We start from the raw sequence: 17242 nt of genomic DNA on the forward strand, positions 1-17242 counted from the left end.
ATTATAGGAGATTGGGATGCTACATTTGGTGGTCGTAAATGTGGGAGTGACAGCGCGCGTGGGTCGGTGACGATAGCCATAAAAACCCCCATGCGCCCTCGGATATCGCCGAGGGCTTTTTTATTCGCAACACCCCATAAAACAACGCCCCGTGTAGCGGCCAAAGTGTACAACGAAGGACAAAGACAGATGACGCGTCAGATGACCGGTGCAAAGATGGTGGTCGAAGCCTTGATTGAACAAGGCGTTGATACGGTGTTCGGGTATCCAGGTGGCGCGGTTCTGCCCATCTATGACGAGATCTTTCAGCAAAATCACATTCGCCACATTCTTGTGCGTCATGAGCAAGGGGCGGTGCATGCCGCCGAAGGCTATGCCCGCGCCACGGGCAAACCGGGTGTTGTGTTGGTCACCTCTGGCCCCGGGGCAACCAATGCTGTGACAGGGTTGGTGGATGCCTTGATGGATTCGATCCCAATTGTGGTTCTGACGGGTCAGGTTCCAACCTTCATGATTGGGTCAGACGCATTCCAAGAGGCCGATACAGTCGGCATCACCCGCCCCTGTACCAAGATGAACTGGTTGGTCAAAGACACAGATCATCTGTCGTCCACCATTCACGAGGCGTTTCATATCGCCACGAAAGGCCGCCCCGGCCCCGTTTTGATCGACATTCCAAAAGATGTGCAATTCGCAACAGGCACCTATGTCGAAAAGCCCCGCGCGAAGGTTGATCACTATACCCCGCGCGTCAAAGGCGACACCGCGATGATCACCGCCTTGGTCGAGGCCATGGAACAGGCGGAGCGTCCGATTTTTTATACAGGCGGCGGCGTGATCAATTCCGGCCCCGCGGCAAGCAAGCTGCTGCGTGAACTGGTCGAGGCGACTGGATTTCCTATCACGTCAACCTTGATGGGGCTTGGCGCGTATCCTGCATCAGGCGAAAAATGGTTGGGGATGCTGGGTATGCATGGCCTTTACGAGGCCAACCTTGCCATGCATGGCTGCGATTTGATGATCAACATTGGCGCGCGGTTTGACGACCGCATCACAGGGCGCATCAACGCGTTTTCGCCAAACAGCCTCAAGGCGCATGTCGATATTGATCCCTCCTCGATTAACAAGGTGATCCATGCGGATTTCCCCATTATTGGGGATGTGTCCCATGTGTTGGAAGATATGCTGCGCATCTGGAAATCGCGCGGCAGCAAAACGAATTCCGCAGCGGTCAAGAAATGGTGGGGCCAGATCGAAGAATGGCGCGCCGTGAAATGCCTCAGCTATAAAAATTCAACCAAGACAATCAAACCGCAATATGCGCTTGAGCGGCTTGAGGCGCTGACAAAAGGCATGGATCGCTACATCACCACTGAGGTCGGCCAACACCAGATGTGGGCCGCGCAATATTTGGGTTTTGATGACCCAAATCGTTGGATGACCTCTGGCGGCCTTGGCACAATGGGCTATGGCACACCCGCCTCAATCGGGGTGCAGGTCGCCCATCCTGACGCCTTGGTGATCAATGTGGCGGGCGAGGCATCATGGCTGATGAATATGCAGGAAATGGGCACGGCCGTGCAATACCGCCTGCCCGTCAAGCAATTCATCCTCAACAACGAACGTCTTGGCATGGTGCGCCAATGGCAGGAATTGCTGCATGGTGAACGCTACAGCCATTCATGGTCAGAGGCCTTGCCAGATTTCGTCAAACTGGCCGAAGCGTTCGGATGCAAGGGTATCATGTGCGACAATCCTGATGATCTTGATGAGGCGATCAAGGAAATGCTCGCCTATGATGGGCCAGTGATTTTCGACTGTTTGGTTGAGAAGCATGAAAATTGCTTCCCAATGATCCCATCGGGCAAGGCACATAATGAAATGTTGTTGGGCGAGGCTGAAACCCAAGGCGTGATTGACGCCAAGGGCAGCGTCTTGGTCTGAGGAAAGGGTGTAATCATGTCTCCGCTCAATATCGAAAAAGGCTCTAGCAGCCATTCGGCCTATGATCTGCGCAGCCATATGTCTGACGCGATTGAAACCCACACGCTTGCGGTTTTGGTGCAAAACGAAGCGGGCGTTCTGGCTCGTGTCATCGGGCTGTTTTCGGGCCGTGGCTATAATATCGAAAGCCTGACTGTGGCTGAGGTTGATCACGCAGGCCATCGGTCACGGATCACGATTGTGACCTCAGGCACGCCACAGGTGATCAACCAAATCAAAATGCAGCTCGAGCGTATGGTGCCCGTCCATGAGGTGCATGACCTCACCGTGGAAGGCGCGATGGTCAGCCGTGAATTGGCCTTGTTTAAGGTCAAAGGCAAGGGTGAGCATCGTGTCGAAGCCTTGCGCATTGCCGAGATTTTCCGCGCCAATGTGGTGGACAGCACTTTGGAAAGTTTCGTCTTTGAAATCACGGGCACGCCCGAGAAAATTGACGCCTTTGCCGATCTCATGCGCCCCTTGGGCCTATTAGAGGTTGCCCGCACAGGCGTTGCTGCCATTGCGCGCGGTGCGTAACCGCACAGGTCGCTTCCCATAGTCTCAAAGGTCGCGTTTTGATAAGATCAGCGTGGCCTTAGCCTTCAAAAAAGATCATCCCCGTTTGGGGCGCATCTTTTCTTAGGGGAAAAGACCTATGCCTGATGATTTTATCAAGTACGATCTCGACAGCGTTCTTGCGCCAATTTCGCGCGCCAATGGCCTGCCGAATGCGCATTACACCGACCCTGCAACAATCGCTCGTGAAAACCGCGCGGCGCTTGAGCATCAATGGGCCGCTTTGGCCGTTGGGGCCGATGTGCCTGAAAATGGCGATGCAAAACCGATTGAATTTTTGGGCCAACCCCTGCTGCTTTTGCGCGATGACACAGGGGAGGTGCGGGTCTTTTTCAACATCTGCCGCCACCGCGGTATGATCTTGGTCGATGCGCCGCGCAAAATCGAAGGCGCAATCCGCTGCCCCTATCATTCATGGTGCTATGCCAAGGATGGCCGCCTTGTGGCCACGCCCCACGTGGGCGGGCCTGGCCAAAACCAACATGAAGGGATTGAGCGGGCGACCTTGGGCCTCAAAGAGGTGCGCAGCCATATCTGGCGGGATGTGGTGTTTATCAACCTGTCGGGCGATGCCCCCGATTTTGAAACCCAACACCAAGCCGCCCTCACCCGTTGGGCTGAATTTGAAAAGCCGCTCTATCATGGCGGCGAAGACAGCTGCTTTACCTTGGATGTGAATACGAATTGGAAACTCGCGGTCGAGAATTATTGCGAGAGCTATCACTTGCCATGGGTGCATCCAGGCCTGAACAGCTATTCACGCCTCGAAGATCACTATCACATTGAAGAAGAACAAAGATTCTCAGGCCAAGGCACGCTTGTCTATCGCCAGCTTAAGGATGAGAAAGGTCAAAGCTTTCCTGATTTTGACGGGCTGTCGCAGACATGGGACACCGCCGCTGAATATATCGCGCTTTATCCCAATGTCTTGCTGGGCGTGCATCGCGATCATGCCTTTGCGATTCTCCTAGAGCCTGTCGCCCATAACCGCACGCGCGAGCGTGTGCATCTCTACTATGCCACCCCAAAGACCGATCCTGACTTGCGCGCCAAAAACGCCAAGCTGTGGAAGGATGTCTTTATCGAAGATATTTTTGTGGTGGAGGGGATGCAAAAAGGGCGTGCTGCCGCAGGGTTTGATGGGGGCCGCTTTGCCCCCGCGATGGACGGGCCGACACATATGTTCCACCAATGGGTGGCGCAGCGGTTGCGCGACACGGAAAGCGGATTGTGAGCGCCCCAAAATCCGCGCTTGATGCCGCACTTCTTGCGGCCCATGCGTCAGGCGATAAAGAACGCATTGCGCAGATATATGCCAAGGCCGCCGATGATATGGGTGCGGCCTCTGCCGCGTTTTATTTGACCCATGCTTATGTGTTTGCCCTTGATGCAGGGCTGCCCGAGGCCGAAACCTATCGCCGTGCTTTGGTCGAATTGGGGGCCGAGCCGACCAGCTAGGCGCTCACCCACCCCCCAAAATGCGGCGCACGTAATTTTGTGTCTCTTGAAAGGGCGGCACGCCGCCATGGGTGTTTACGGCTTGTGGCCCAGCATTATAGGCCGCCAAAGCCAAACGCCATGAGCGGAAATTGCGATATTGCATCGCCAAATAGCGCGCGCCCCCTTCTAGGTTTTGCGCAGGATCATGCGGGTTCACCCCCAAGAGATCAGCGGTATCTGGCATCAATTGCGCCAAACCAATCGCACCCGCATGGCTGATGGCGCGCGGGTTCCAGTTCGATTCAACCGCAACAAGGCGTAGGAACAAATCCTCAGGCACGCCATGACGGCGCGCCGCATTGCGGGCAAGATCAAGATAGGCCTGAGGGGCCTGCCCCGAAAAGCGCGGGATCGCCGCGCCAAGGGCCGCATCGTAATCAGGGCGCAAGCGTTCTGAATTGGAATATTGGCTTGAGGCGCGGCTGTCCAAAACCCGTGCCGCCGAACGGAAACGATCAAGGCTATTGCCATAGGCCATAGAGATTTGCCCAAATATTAGGACAAATCCCACAGAAATCAGGCTGACTTTCTGCACCTTCACGGCCCATTCACCTCATAAAACCTGCTCTGTTTTAGCCTGTATCCCCCACAGCGCCAAGCGCTTGTGCGCCGCCTGCAAATGAAATTCGGGTTTCATTAACCAATTTACGATGGTCTAAACATATCTCAAAGGCGCAGATTCGCGGCCACGACTATGGGAGAGGTGACATGGCAGGTTCGGTTAATAAGGTAATTCTGGTCGGGAATTTGGGGCGCGACCCTGAGGTGCGCAGCTTTCAGAATGGCGGCAAAGTGTGCAATTTGCGCATCGCGACATCTGAAAACTGGAAAGATCGCAACACAGGCGAGCGGCGCGAGCGCACGGAATGGCACTCGGTGGCGATTTTCTCAGAACCTTTGGCCCGCATTGCAGAACAATATCTGCGCAAAGGGTCAAAGGTCTATATCGAAGGCCAGCTGGAAACCCGCAAATGGCAGGATCAAAATGGGCAGGATCGGTACACGACCGAGGTGGTCTTGCGCCCCTATCGTGGCGAGTTGACCTTGCTTGATGGTCGCAATGACCAATCGGGTGGTGGTGGCAGCTATGGCGATAGCGGGGGCTATGGCGGCGGAGATGACCGCATCAGCGGCGGCGGTTTCCCAGATGATCGCGGAATGGATCGCGGTGGTGCGGGCCAATCCATGCCAAGCGATATGGATGACGAAATCCCCTTTTAAGTTGCTTGCCCCCCCTGCCCCAAGCGCGTAAATCCTCATCACAAATTTGGTAAATGCCACCCGCGCGGGTTGCGCGTGGTGGCTTTTGTCAGGCACAAGATCGGCACAGCGCAACAAAGCGAGACACGCATATGAGCAAATCGGCCCGCAAATCCCTGTCCAAGATTTTTGTCTGGGCAATCCTTGGCCTGCTATTTGTGGCCCTAGCAGGCTTTGGGATCGGGTCGTTCTCAGGCGGCGCCTCGCGGATGGGATCGGTCGGCGATATTGAGATCAGCGCCGAAGATTATGCCCGCGCCCTAGATCAAGAATTGCGTGCCCGCAGCGGGGAGACGGGGCAAAATGTGACCCTGTCGATGCTGATTGCCAACGGCATAGATGCACAGGTGCGTCAGGGCCTTTTTGCGCGCGCGGCCCTTGATAATGAGGCGGCGATGATGACGCTCTCCATCGGGGATGAGGAGATCGCCAACCAGATTTTGCAAATCCCAGCTTTCCAAGGTGCAGATGGCACGTTCGACCGCCAAGCCTATGAGTTTTTTCTCAGCCAACGTGGTTTGAGTGCTGGCGAATTTGAGGAAGAAATTCGTGCGGATATCGCCCGCTCCATCCTGCAATCTGCGATTTTGGGGCGCGTGCCTGCGCCTGCGGCATTGGTTGATCCTTTGGTGGCCTATCAACAAGAATCCCGTGGCTTTTCTTATCTGCCTTTGACCGCCGCTGATTTGGACGCCCCCGTGCCTGCCCCTACGGAAGAGCAGATCATAACCCATTACGAGGCGTTCCCAGATCGCTTTACCCTGCCCGAGGCCCGCGAGATCACCTATATCTGGATCACGCCCAACATCATCATGGATGATATCCCCGTCAGCGACAGCACGCTGCAAAGCCTCTATCAGGAACGCATTGAGGAATACCGCCAACCCGAGCGCCGCTTGGTGGAGCGTTTGGTCTACCCCACAGAAGCAGAGGCCGAAGCCGCTTGGGCGCGGCTCAATGACAACAGCGCAGATTTTGAAACCCTCGTGAGCGAACGTGGGCTGTTGTTGGAAGACACTGATATGGGGGATGTTACCCGCGATGATCTCTCTGCCGCCGAGGCAGAGGCCGTTTTCGCCGCAAGCAATGCGGAATTCGTGGGCCCCGTTGCCTCGCCCTTTGGCCCTGCAATTTTCCGCATTAATGCCGTGTTGGATGCGACAGAAATCCCGTTCGAAGAGGTGCAGGACGACCTGCGCAGCGAAGTCACGGCGGATGCCGCGCGCCGCGCCATTTCTGACCTGCGCGAAGGGTTTGACGACCTCCTCGCCTCAGGCGCCACCCTTGAGGAGGTCGCGGATGAGACGCAAATGGTGCTTGGCACGATCCGCTATGATGGCAGCCAAGAGGATGGCATTGCCGCGTACGAGGCTTTCCGCGCGGTTACAAACACGATTGAAGACGGGGATTTCCCCGAAATTCTCGATCTCTCCGATGGCGGGGTATTCGCCCTGCGGCTTGACCAAATCGTGTTGCCAACCCTGCCGCCTCTTGACGATGTGCGCGCGGATGTCATCGCGGATTGGACAATCTATGCGACCCAAGACGCGCTCTTGGCCCGCGCCGAAGAAATCCGCGCCGATATCGCGGCCTCGGGTCGGCGCCTTGAGCGGTTTGGCGGCTTGATGCGCGAGACAGATGTGCGGCGCAATGACTTTATCGCGGATACGCCTGACGCGCTGGTACAAACAGTGTTTGGCCTGTCCCGCACGGGCGAGATTGCGGTTGTCGGCGGTGAGGCGCAGGCCTTGGTCGTGCGCCTTGATGCGATCAACCCTGCCGATCGCGCCGACCCTGACACGGATCTACTGGCCAATATCCTGACCCAACAAATCAGCCAGTCCCTGACGGCTGATTTATTCGAAGATTTCGGACGCCAGATGCAATCGGCGGTCGGCCTCACCTTTAACCAATCCGTGGTCAACCAAGTCCACGCATCCTTCCCATAAGGCACGGATCATGGCGCTAATCACCCGTTTTGACAGCTTCGCCGAAGGTTGGGCGCAAGGCAAAAACCAGATTGTCTATGCCCGTTTGGCTGCTGATTTGGACACGCCTGTTTCGCTGATGCTGAAACTTGCCAATGCGGGCCAAGACAGTTTCATGCTTGAATCTGTCACCGGCGGGGAATTGCGCGGCCGCTATTCAATCGTGGGCATGGCCCCCGATGTGATCTGGGAATGTCACGGCACACATGCGCGGATCAACCGCCACGCTGCCCAAGATCGGGATCATTTTGTTGATTGCGACAGCGCACCCCTCAGCTCGCTGCGCGCGCTTTTGGCCGAAAGTCAAATTGATCTGCCCGCCGATATGCCACAGGCCGCAGCGGGTCTATTCGGCTATTTGGGCTATGACATGATCCGTTTGGTGGAGCATTTGCCCGATGTGAACCCAGACCCGCTTGGCCTGCCTGATGCCGTGATGATGCGCCCATCTTTGGTTGCCGTGCTAGATGGGGTTAAGGGCGATGTAACCTTGGTGTCGCCTGCGTTCTTCTCGGCGGATATTTCGGCGGAAACCGCCTATGCGGCGGCCTGCGCGCGGGTGCAAGAGGCGCTCGACAAGCTCGAACAGGCCCCTGCCATCGCGCAACGCCATTTGGGGGTGGATGCAGACACATCTGGCGTTGAGCCCGTTTCCAATTTCACCAAAGAGGGCTATTTCGCCGCCGTGGACAAGGCCAAGGCCTATATTCGAGCGGGCGATATTTTTCAGGTTGTTCCCTCGCAGCGCTGGACGCAGGATTTCCCGCATCCACCTTTCGCCCTCTATCGCGCGTTGCGGCGCACGAACCCGTCGCCCTATATGTTCTTCTTCAATTTCGGGCCTTATCAAGTCGTTGGCGCAAGCCCAGAGATTTTGGTGCAGGTCAAAGGCAGCCAAGTCACCATTCGCCCGATTGCAGGCACACGCCCCCGCGGTGCAACGCCCGAAGAAGATCGCGCGCTTGAGGCGGATTTGCTGAGCGATAAAAAAGAATTGGCCGAACATCTTATGCTGCTGGATTTGGGCCGCAACGATGTGGGTCGTGTCGCCAAAATAGGCACAGTGCGTCCAACCGACGAATTCATTGTCGAACGCTACAGCCATGTGATGCATATCGTTTCGAATGTTGTGGGCGAATTGTCGGATGAGCATGATGCGCTTTCCGCCCTTTTGGCGGGTCTGCCCGCAGGCACAGTCTCGGGCGCGCCCAAATTGCGCGCCATGCAGATTATTGACGAGTTAGAGCCAGAAAAGCGCGGCGTTTATGGGGGCGGTGTCGGGTATTTCAGCGCGGGCGGTGATATGGATATTTGTATCGCCTTGCGCACGGCTGTTTTAAAAGATGCACAGCTTTACATCCAAGCAGGCGGCGGCGTTGTCTATGACAGTGACCCCGAGGCGGAATTCATGGAAACCGTGAACAAATCGCGCGCCTTGCGCAAAGCTGCGGCAGAGGCCGCGCAATTCGCGGGCCAATCCCATAGCAAAGATTAGACAAGAACGCCTAGCGCATGAGGGTCTGTTGCAAGATCGCTGAGACGGGCGCGACCGCATAGCTTGCGTTCACAGCCGCCTGCCCTGCCCCCCAAGACAAAAGCGCCGCCAAGGTTTCGGGATAGCTGCGGCCCAAAACAATCGAGCTGCCTGTTTGCTGTGCCTCAAAAGCCGCACGATCCAAAAGCCGCAACATGACGGGCGCAGATTGCCCCTCGTCATCCAAAACGCGGTAAAGACGCGCGGCAGGAACGCCATCGCGGGCGGCGGCCTGCTCAAGACCGCCAAGGCCGAAGGCACCTGCAATCAGCCCATGGCCCGTTTCCCCCATCCGCGCCAGAACCTGACCTTGGAGGGAAATATCCCCGCGCAATGTTCCATCGGCGCTGTCAAGCAAGCCCACAGTTTGCGGCAGGCGGTCGAGCGCGGCCTCGAATGCCGCAAGATCAGCAAACCGCGCCTCTATTACCGCCTCAATCCCTTCCGCACGATATCGCGCCAGTTGCGCCTCTGCATCCATGCGCGTGGGATCAATCACGACGCTCACAGGCACCGTTAGGCTTTGCAAGGTGCTATCGGTCAGCGGAAATTCGGGATCATCATAAAGCAAGATTGAGAAAAGCGGCACAGATTGCGGTGCAGAAAACGGCGTTGCGTAGGCCACGACCGCAGGCAGATCTTCGGGCTCTGGCATAGGTGCCGAGGCCGACACGGGGGGCATCGCGGGTTGTGCAACAGGGGCATCTGGCGTGATTGTTGGCCAAATCACGCGTTCTGGCTCAGGTTCTGGCTGCGGCTCAGCCTCTGGCTGTGGTTCTGGCTGGGGTTCTGGCTCAGGCGCGGCGGCAGGGGCAGGATCTGGGGAGGGGGCTGCGGCCTCTTGGGCCTGCTCCACCACCCCGCCCGTGTCTTGCCCCAAGAAATAGGATGTGCCCAATAATCCCGTCACAGAGATCACCGGGCCGATCACGGCACCGACCAAAACCCCTTTAGCATCCGACTTTACCCTCTCTTGTGCCAATCAATCTGCGCAGTGCCGCATGTTTTCAGCCCCACCTCCCTTGACCCCGAGGCGCGGCTCTGAACATTTATAGCCTGAGTGATCTGCCAAAACACCCCCAATTCCGCGAGCCCGTCATGCTTCTCTTGATCGATAATTACGACAGTTTCACCTATAACCTTGTTCACTACGTGGGCGAGCTTGGGGCAGAAACCCGCGTTTTGCGCAATGACGCGCTGACAGTGACCGAGGCCTTGGCCATGGGGCCAGATGGGATTGTTCTTTCACCTGGGCCTTGTGACCCCGCACAGGCGGGTATCTGCCTTGATCTGACCCGCGCTGCCGCCGAGGCCCGCGTGCCGCTTTTTGGCGTGTGCTTGGGGCATCAAACTATTGGCGAGGCCTTTGGGGGTAAGGTCGTGCAGTGCCATGAAATCGTGCATGGCAAACTGGGCGAGATCCATCACAAGGGCATCGGGGTCTTTGCAGGCCTACCTTCGCCCCTTTTGGCCACGCGCTATCACAGTCTGGTGGTCGAGCGCGCCTCCCTGCCCGATTGTCTTGAGGTCACAGCGGAATTAACAGACGGCACGATTATGGGGCTGCGCCATAAAACCCTGCCGATTGAGGGCGTGCAATTTCATCCCGAAAGCATCCGTTCGGAACATGGCCATGCGATGCTGAAAACCTTTATCGACACCACGAAGGGAGCGGTGCCTGCATGAGCGATGCAATGAAACCCCTGATCTTTGCGGCCTCAGAAGGGCCGCTATCCCGCGCCCAAGCCGAGACGGCATTTACACATCTGTTCGAGGGCACAGCAACCGCCGCGCAAATGGGGGGCTTGTTGATGGCCTTGCGCGCGCGCGGTGAATCCGTTTCAGAATATGCGGCGGCGGCGGCTGTGATGCGCGCAAAATGCACCGCCGTGTCCGCACCCGCAGGCGCGATAGATATCGTGGGGACAGGTGGCGATGGCATGGGCACGCTGAACATTTCCACCGCGACCGCGTTTGTGGTGGCGGGCGCAGGAGTGACCGTGGCCAAACATGGCAATCGCAATCTGTCGTCCAAATCAGGGGCAGCAGATGCGCTGACCGCCTTGGGGGTCAATGTCATGGTCGGTGCCGAAGTCGCAGAACGTGCCATCAATGAAATTGGCATCGGCTTTATGATGGCCCCAATGCATCACCCCGCGATCAAACATGTCATGCCCGTGCGCCAAGAATTGGGATGCAAAACCATCTTCAACATCCTTGGGCCTTTGACCAACCCTGCAGGAGTGAGACGGCAATTGACCGGGGCCTTTGCGATTGACCTGATTTTCCCAATGGCTGAAGTTCTCAAGGATTTGGGATCCGAGAAAGCATGGCTTGTCCATGGAGATGACGGCAGCGATGAGGTGTCGATCTGCGGGGCCACACAGGTTGCAAAGCTTAAGGATGGAAAAATCACAGGCGGTGAAATTCACCCCGAGGATGCAGGCCTGCCCGTTCACCCCTTGCGCGATATCTTGGGTGGCTCTCCTGAGGAGAATGGCCGCGCCTTTGCCGCGCTGCTTGAGGGCGCGCCATCAGCCTATCGCGATGCGGTCCTCTTGAATGCGGCCTGTGCGCTTGTGGTTGCGGATCACGCCAGTGATCTGCGCGCAGGGGTCGAGATGGCCCGCGACAGCATCGACAGCGGCAAGGCCAAGGCAAAACTAACCGCCCTTGCCCGCCTGACATCGCAAGCCTGACATCGGAGGCCGCATGAGCACCCCTACGATCCTAGAAAAAATCAAAGCCTATAAGCTTGAGGAAATCGTAGCCGCAAAGGCAGCGACCCCTCTTAGCGAGGTTGAGGATGCGGCGCGCAATGCTCCGCCCCTCCGCCCCTTCGCCGAGGCGCTACAAGAGGCCAGCCGCGAAGGCTATGGCTTGATTGCTGAAATCAAGAAGGCGAGCCCGTCCAAAGGGTTGATCCGCCCTGATTTTGATCCGCCGGCCCTTGCACAGGCCTATGAGGCGGGCGGGGCCACTTGCCTCTCGGTTCTGACCGACACCCCCAGTTTTCATGGTGCGCCTGACTATCTGGTGGCGGCACGCGCCGCAACCACCCTGCCCGCGCTGCGCAAAGATTTCCTCTATGACACGTATCAAGTGGCCGAGGCGCGCGCTTGGGGGGCCGATTGCATTTTGATCATCATGGCATCTGTCAGTGATGCCCAAGCCGCCGAGCTTGAGGCGGCAGCGTTTGATTGGGGGATGGATGCGCTGATCGAAGTGCATGATGAGGCTGAGCTAGAGCGCGCAAGCGCCCTGAAATCACGCCTATTGGGGATCAATAACCGCAATCTCAACACCTTTGAGACCAGCCTTGAGGCCACCCGCCGCCTGTCGCGCATGGCCCCTGAAGATCGGCTTTTGATCTGCGAAAGCGGGCTTTTCACCCCTGCAGATTTGGCCGATATGGCAAAATATGGGGCGCGCAGTTTCCTGATCGGCGAAAGCCTGATGCGCGCGGATGATGTGGCCGCGGCCACAAGCGCGCTCTTATCTGACCCCTATAATGGCACAATGTGAGGGCGGCATGAGCGAGCAAAAACTGACCCATTTCGACAAAGACGGACAGGCGCATATGGTGGATATCTCTGCAAAAGACGCAACTGATCGCGTGGCGATGGCCGAATGTTTTGTGCGCATGGCCCCTGAGACATTGGCGCTTGTGGAAAGTGGCACTGCGAAAAAGGGCGATGTTTTGGGGGTCGCGCGGCTTGCGGGGATCATGGGGGCGAAGAAAACCGCCGATTTGATCCCGCTGTGCCATCCTTTATCCTTGTCAAAAGTGGCCTTGACGCTTGAGGCAGACAGCGCCCTGCCCGGGGTGCGGATCGTGGCGATTGTGAAAACCACGGGCCAGACAGGTGTTGAGATGGAGGCGCTGACCGCCGCCTCCACCGCCGCGCTGACGGTCTATGACATGCTCAAAGCCGCCGACCGCGCGATGGAAATCGGCGGGCTGCGCGTGCTGCTCAAAGATGGCGGTAAGTCAGGGAAATACGAGGCGCAATGATTTCCGTAAGTGAGGCCCTCGCGCGGTGTTTGGACTTGGCGCAGCCCTTGGGGGCTGAAGATATCCCCTTGCGCCATGCAGGGGGGCGGGTTTTGGCGCGGCCTGTTGTGGCGATGCGTGATCAGCCGCCCTTTGCGGCCTCTGCGATGGATGGCTATGCAATCCGCAACGCGGATTTGTGCCTTGGCGCGCGGCTGCGGGTGGTGGGTGCGGCCCCCGCAGGGCAAGCATGGCAGGGCCAGATTGGCCAAGGTGAGGCGGTGCGTATTTTCACGGGCGCCCCGCTGCCGCAAGGGGCCGATCATATTGTGATCCAAGAGGATGTCACCCCCGCAGAGGATCATATCGTGATCAATGCAGTGGATGACGCACCCCATATTCGCCCTGCAGGCGCTGATTTCAAAGCAGGGGCAGAGATGACCCCACCACGCCGCCTGACCCCTGCGGATCTGGCCTTGGCCGCGGCCATGAATGCGCCGCGCCTTTCGGTTTATCGCCGCCCTGAGGTGGCAATCATTGCAACAGGGGATGAATTGGTCAGCCCCGGTGAAACCCCGCGCCCTGATCAAATCATTGCCTCAAACACCTATGGTTTGGCCGCAATGGCCGAGGCTGAGGGCGCGGTCGTGCGCCTTTTGCCGATTGCGCGCGACAGGCGCGACAGCCTTGCCGCTACGTTTGAGATGACAAAAGGCGCGGATTTGATTGTCACTGTGGGCGGTGCATCGGTGGGCGATCACGATTTGGTTGGCGCCGTGGCCCAAGATCTGGGGCTTGAGCGCAGCTTTTATAAGATTGCAATGCGCCCTGGAAAGCCCCTGATGGCGGGGCGGATGGGAGATGCGGCCCTCTTGGGTTTGCCAGGAAACCCCGTATCCGCCATGGTGTGCGGGTATCTTTTCATGGTACCGCAATTGCGCGCCTTCCAAGGGCTACCCAAATCCCCGCGCCGCACCAAACAGGCGCAACTGTCAACTGATCTGCCCGCCAATGGCCCCCGCGCCCATTACATGCGCGCAAGCCTTGCGCCGCAAAAGGGGGCGGCGCTGCCACATATTGCCCCCTTTACAAGCCAAGACAGCGCGCTCTTGACCATTTTCGCCGAGGCGGGTGCCTTGTTGATCCGCCCCCCGCATGACGGGCCGCGCAAGGCGGGCGATCTTGTTGATTACCTCAGCCTTTAACACCTAAAATCGCAGGGGCGTTGACAAAATAGGCGAACAAGGGTAGAACATTCATCGAACATAACCGCATCACGCCAAGCGATGCATGAGCAGAGGCCCGTTCGAGATGTTGACGAAAAAGCAGCTAGACCTGTTGGAATTCATCCACCGCCGCATGCAAAAGTACGGTGTTCCCCCCAGTTTTGACGAGATGAAGGATGAGCTGGATTTGCGCTCGAAATCGGGCATCCATCGTCTGATCACCGCCCTTGAGGAACGGGGCTTTATCCGCCGTCTGGCCCATAAGGCCCGCGCGCTGGAGATTGTAAAACTGCCCGATGCGTTAGAGCAGAAATTTGGCACTGGGGCCAAAGCAGGCTTTGCGCCCCGCGTGATCGAGGGGGACAGGGTCGACCCGCCCGCCCGCGCGCAAGCGGTTGAGACCCGCGGGGTCAGCGAATTGCCAATGATGGGCCGCATCGCAGCCGGCACCCCGATTGAGGCTTTGGCGGACATCTCGCATCACGTCAGCGTACCAGCCTCCATGTTGGCCGCAGGGCGGGCGCATTACGCGCTAGAGGTTAAAGGCGACTCTATGATTGAGGCGGGCATCAATGATGGCGATATGGTCATCATCGAAGAACGCAACAGCGCCGAGAATGGTGACATCGTTGTGGCCTTGGTCGAAGGCTATGAGGCCACGCTCAAACGCTTTCGCCGCAAGGGCAATATGATCGCGCTTGAGGCGGCCAACCCTGCCTATGAAACCCGCGTTCTGCCCGAAGGTCAGGTGAAGGTACAAGGTCGCCTTGTTGGCTTGGTGCGGGTTTACTGACCCCCCTTTTTATCGCGACCTGCCAGACCAAAGCCGCGCACCCTGTGATGCGCGGCTTGTTTCTATGGTAATTGGGCCGATGCCCCCTTGGGCAAATGCAAGGCCACAGCGCCCTCACGGGCCATATCGCGCGCATCAAAAAATAGGCAAGGCCCTGGACTATCCGATGGGTTTAGACGGGCGGCAAGGATCACAACATCCGCTGCCCCACAGGCAGAAAGGGCATCCGCCAAGGCCGCCTCGCCCCGTCCGTGCCAAAGACGATACCCTTTGACGGTGGCAGCCTGCCCCGCCCCTTCGCCTGCCAAAGCGGTCGTGCGGCCGCCTCGGGTTGGATCGCGCGATCCCCATTGTTTTCAAGCCAGAGATCCACCACGAACCCCTCGCCGCGCGCATGGCTCGGCACACGCAGGCCCGCCGCATCCATCACCCCCACAAGACGCGCTGAAGCGGCAATCAATATGTCTGGTCGCGGGCTTTGGCCCCAAATCCAAAGGGCCACCCCCATGGGCAAGAGAAAGGCGGCCCGCATTGGCCCGTTCCAAATCAATCCGCCCACAAACCCCGTCGCAAAAACGGCGATGCGCGTGCCCGTGTCAGGTTCCACAGGCAGCGCAAAATATGCTGCAATGCCTGCGGCTAAAAAGGCAGGCACCCATAAAAACCGATATTGGGCTTGCGCGCGGAAGTTAGAAACAACAGCGCGAAACCCAAGGCGACGTGTCAAGATGTGGATTGGTGAATGTGGTGCTGCAATCGGCACGTTCTGCGCCCTTGTCTCCCTGTTGCGGAGTGCCTAAACACAGAGCCAAACCTAGCCGTAAGTTTGTAAGAGAAGGGTTAAGGGCCACCACCCAAACCCGCGAAAGGTAAGCCGATGAACCAGCCTGTCACACGTTTCGCCCCCTCGCCCACGGGGTATTTGCATATTGGCGGCGCGCGCACGGCCTTGTTCAACTGGCTTTACGCGCGCGGGCGGGGTGGAAAATTCCTGCTTCGGATCGAAGATACGGATCGCGCCCGCTCGACCCCAGAGGCGACAGAGGCCATTTTAAAGGGCTTGGCTTGGCTTGGCCTCGACTGGGATGGGGAACCCATTAGCCAGTTTGAGCGCGCGGACCGCCATGCCGAAGTGGCGCGCGCGATGCTGGAAAATGGCACGGCCTATAAATGCTTTGCCACCCAAGACGAGATTGAAGCCTTTCGCGAGGCGGCTCGGGCCGAAGGCAAATCCACCCTTTATCAAAGCCCGTGGCGGGATGCGGCCCCTGAAACCCACCCTGACGCGCCCTTTGTGATCCGTCTGCGCGCGCCGCGTGATGGTGAAACCATCGTCGAAGATCAGGTTCAGGGGCGTGTCACCATCGGCAATGCGCAATTGGATGATATGGTTTTGCTGCGCTCGGACGGAACCCCGACCTATATGTTGGCGGTGGTGGTCGATGACCATGACATGGGTGTGACCCATGTGATCCGCGGCGATGACCATCTCAACAATGCCGCACGGCAAAGCCAGATTTATCACGCAATGGGATGGGATTTACCGATTTGGGCGCATATCCCGCTGATCCACGGGCCAGACGGCAAAAAACTGTCCAAGCGTCACGGCGCTTTGGGGGTCGAGGAATATGCCGCGATGGGATATCCGCCTGCCGCAATGCGCAATTATCTCGCCCGTCTGGGATGGAGCCATGGTGATGATGAATTGTTCACCGATGCCCAAGCGACCGAATGGTTTGATCTGGGCGGCATTGGCAAATCGCCTGCGCGGCTTGACTTCAAAAAGTTCGAAAATGTCTGCCAATGGCATATCGCACAGATGGAAGATGCCGCGCTTTTGCGGGATATTGAAACATATCTCGCAGCGGCCAGTCAGCCCGCCCTTTCGCAATCGCAGAAAGATGGCCTCAAATCCGCGCTCTATTGCACAAAGGATCGCGCCAAATCCCTGCCAGAGCTTTTGATGAAGGCCGCATTTGCTTTGAACGAAAGACCAATAAAACCTGACGAAAAGGCCTTAGGGGCGCTGGATAATGTATCCCGTGGTATACTGAAATCATTGACTGCGCAGTTGCAGAATGCTACGTGGACGCGTGAGGGTCTTGAAACGCTGATCGGCGCAGTCGCCGAGGCGCATGAGACCAAGCTTGGCAAATTGGCAGCACCGCTTCGTGCGGCCTTGTCGGGACAAACAGTTTCACCGAGCGTCTTTGATATGATGCTCGTGCTGGGTCGGGACGAATCCATTGCCCGACTTACGGATGCAACGGTTGGTGCGGATTAAACCAGACCCGCACCAATGAGGCCCCAAGCGCATGCTACGGCCAGATACGTCAACACCCCCCGTGCAAACCCTGTGTTTTGCGCGGCAAAGCGAGAGGGAACGTC

The 17242-nt window shown here is 57.8% G+C and carries 17 protein-coding genes; 14 read left to right on the forward strand and 3 right to left on the reverse strand.

All coding sequences use genetic code 11. The features are described from left to right. The first annotated feature begins 189 nt into the window (after positions 1-189). The 4 genes from AAC622_RS05965 to AAC622_RS05980 all read left to right on the forward strand — a co-directional run bounded on the left by AAC622_RS05965 (position 190) and on the right by AAC622_RS05980 (position 4017). The gene (locus tag AAC622_RS05965; RefSeq protein WP_340260833.1) at positions 190-1944 is read left to right on the forward strand and encodes an acetolactate synthase 3 large subunit; all 1755 of its coding nucleotides are present in this window, start codon (positions 190-192) and stop codon (positions 1942-1944) included. A gap of 15 nt (positions 1945-1959) precedes the next feature. After that, complete coding sequence (gene ilvN / locus AAC622_RS05970; RefSeq protein WP_317654445.1) at positions 1960-2520, forward strand: acetolactate synthase small subunit; 561 nt, start codon at positions 1960-1962, stop codon at positions 2518-2520. A 118-nt stretch (positions 2521-2638) separates the two neighbouring features. Then, positions 2639-3793, forward strand: coding sequence for an aromatic ring-hydroxylating oxygenase subunit alpha (locus AAC622_RS05975; protein WP_340260834.1), 1155 nt, complete (start codon positions 2639-2641; stop codon positions 3791-3793). Continuing rightward, a complete protein-coding gene (locus AAC622_RS05980; protein ID WP_340260835.1) occupies positions 3790-4017 on the forward strand; it encodes a hypothetical protein in 228 nt (75 codons plus the stop codon). Before AAC622_RS05975 ends, AAC622_RS05980 begins: the two co-directional genes overlap by 4 nt. A 4-nt stretch (positions 4018-4021) precedes the next feature. Here AAC622_RS05980 and AAC622_RS05985 read toward each other — a convergent pair whose 3' ends face one another. After that, positions 4022-4537, reverse strand: coding sequence for a lytic transglycosylase domain-containing protein (locus AAC622_RS05985; RefSeq protein WP_317655778.1), 516 nt, complete (start codon positions 4535-4537; stop codon positions 4022-4024). A 230-nt stretch (positions 4538-4767) separates the two neighbouring features. Here AAC622_RS05985 and ssb point away from each other — a divergent pair, with 230 nt between their 5' ends. The 3 genes from ssb to trpE all read left to right on the forward strand — a co-directional run bounded on the left by ssb (position 4768) and on the right by trpE (position 8802). Further along, positions 4768-5280, forward strand: coding sequence for a single-stranded DNA-binding protein (ssb, locus tag AAC622_RS05990; RefSeq protein ID WP_317654442.1), 513 nt, complete (start codon positions 4768-4770; stop codon positions 5278-5280). A gap of 131 nt (positions 5281-5411) precedes the next feature. Then, positions 5412-7268, forward strand: a complete 1857-nt coding sequence (locus AAC622_RS05995) for a SurA N-terminal domain-containing protein (protein WP_340260836.1) — start codon at positions 5412-5414, stop codon at positions 7266-7268. A 10-nt stretch (positions 7269-7278) separates the two neighbouring features. After that, positions 7279-8802 carry an anthranilate synthase component I gene (trpE, locus tag AAC622_RS06000; RefSeq protein WP_340260837.1) on the forward strand — a complete coding sequence of 508 codons (1524 nt, stop codon included), beginning with the start codon at positions 7279-7281 and terminating at the stop codon, positions 8800-8802. 10 nt (positions 8803-8812) lie between these two features. Here trpE and AAC622_RS06005 read toward each other — a convergent pair whose 3' ends face one another. Continuing rightward, complete coding sequence (locus tag AAC622_RS06005; protein ID WP_340260838.1) at positions 8813-9823, reverse strand: divergent polysaccharide deacetylase family protein; 1011 nt, start codon at positions 9821-9823, stop codon at positions 8813-8815. A 116-nt stretch (positions 9824-9939) separates the two neighbouring features. Here AAC622_RS06005 and AAC622_RS06010 point away from each other — a divergent pair, with 116 nt between their 5' ends. The 6 genes from AAC622_RS06010 (at position 9940) to lexA (ending at position 14854) form a co-directional block, all read left to right on the forward strand. Next, positions 9940-10527 carry an anthranilate synthase component II gene (locus tag AAC622_RS06010; protein ID WP_340260839.1) on the forward strand — a complete coding sequence of 196 codons (588 nt, stop codon included), beginning with the start codon at positions 9940-9942 and terminating at the stop codon, positions 10525-10527. After that, complete coding sequence (gene trpD, locus AAC622_RS06015; protein WP_340260840.1) at positions 10524-11540, forward strand: anthranilate phosphoribosyltransferase; 1017 nt, start codon at positions 10524-10526, stop codon at positions 11538-11540. Before AAC622_RS06010 ends, trpD begins: the two co-directional genes overlap by 4 nt. A gap of 13 nt (positions 11541-11553) precedes the next feature. Then, a complete protein-coding gene (gene trpC, locus AAC622_RS06020) occupies positions 11554-12366 on the forward strand; it encodes an indole-3-glycerol phosphate synthase TrpC (RefSeq protein WP_340260841.1) in 813 nt (270 codons plus the stop codon). A gap of 7 nt (positions 12367-12373) precedes the next feature. Further along, positions 12374-12856, forward strand: a complete 483-nt coding sequence (gene moaC, locus AAC622_RS06025) for a cyclic pyranopterin monophosphate synthase MoaC (RefSeq protein WP_317654433.1) — start codon at positions 12374-12376, stop codon at positions 12854-12856. Beyond that, complete coding sequence (locus tag AAC622_RS06030; RefSeq protein WP_340260842.1) at positions 12853-14040, forward strand: molybdopterin molybdotransferase MoeA; 1188 nt, start codon at positions 12853-12855, stop codon at positions 14038-14040. Before moaC ends, AAC622_RS06030 begins: the two co-directional genes overlap by 4 nt. A gap of 106 nt (positions 14041-14146) precedes the next feature. Beyond that, entirely contained in the window at positions 14147-14854 is a 708-nt protein-coding gene (lexA, locus tag AAC622_RS06035; protein WP_340260844.1) for a transcriptional repressor LexA, read from the forward strand. Positions 14855-15044: 190 nt separating this feature from the next. On the opposite strand, the gene AAC622_RS06040 is transcribed toward lexA, so the two are convergent. Next, positions 15045-15617 (reverse strand): hypothetical protein, encoded by a 573-nt coding sequence (locus tag AAC622_RS06040; RefSeq protein WP_340260846.1) that lies wholly within the window; start codon positions 15615-15617, stop codon positions 15045-15047. 114 nt (positions 15618-15731) lie between these two features. Between AAC622_RS06040 and gltX the strand changes: the two genes are divergently transcribed. After that, entirely contained in the window at positions 15732-17138 is a 1407-nt protein-coding gene (gene gltX / locus AAC622_RS06045; protein WP_340260848.1) for a glutamate--tRNA ligase, read from the forward strand. The last annotated feature ends 104 nt before the right edge of the window (positions 17139-17242 follow it).

The organism is Roseobacter sp. HKCCA0882, from assembly GCF_037805225.1.
GTDB lineage: Bacteria > Pseudomonadota > Alphaproteobacteria > Rhodobacterales > Rhodobacteraceae > M30B80.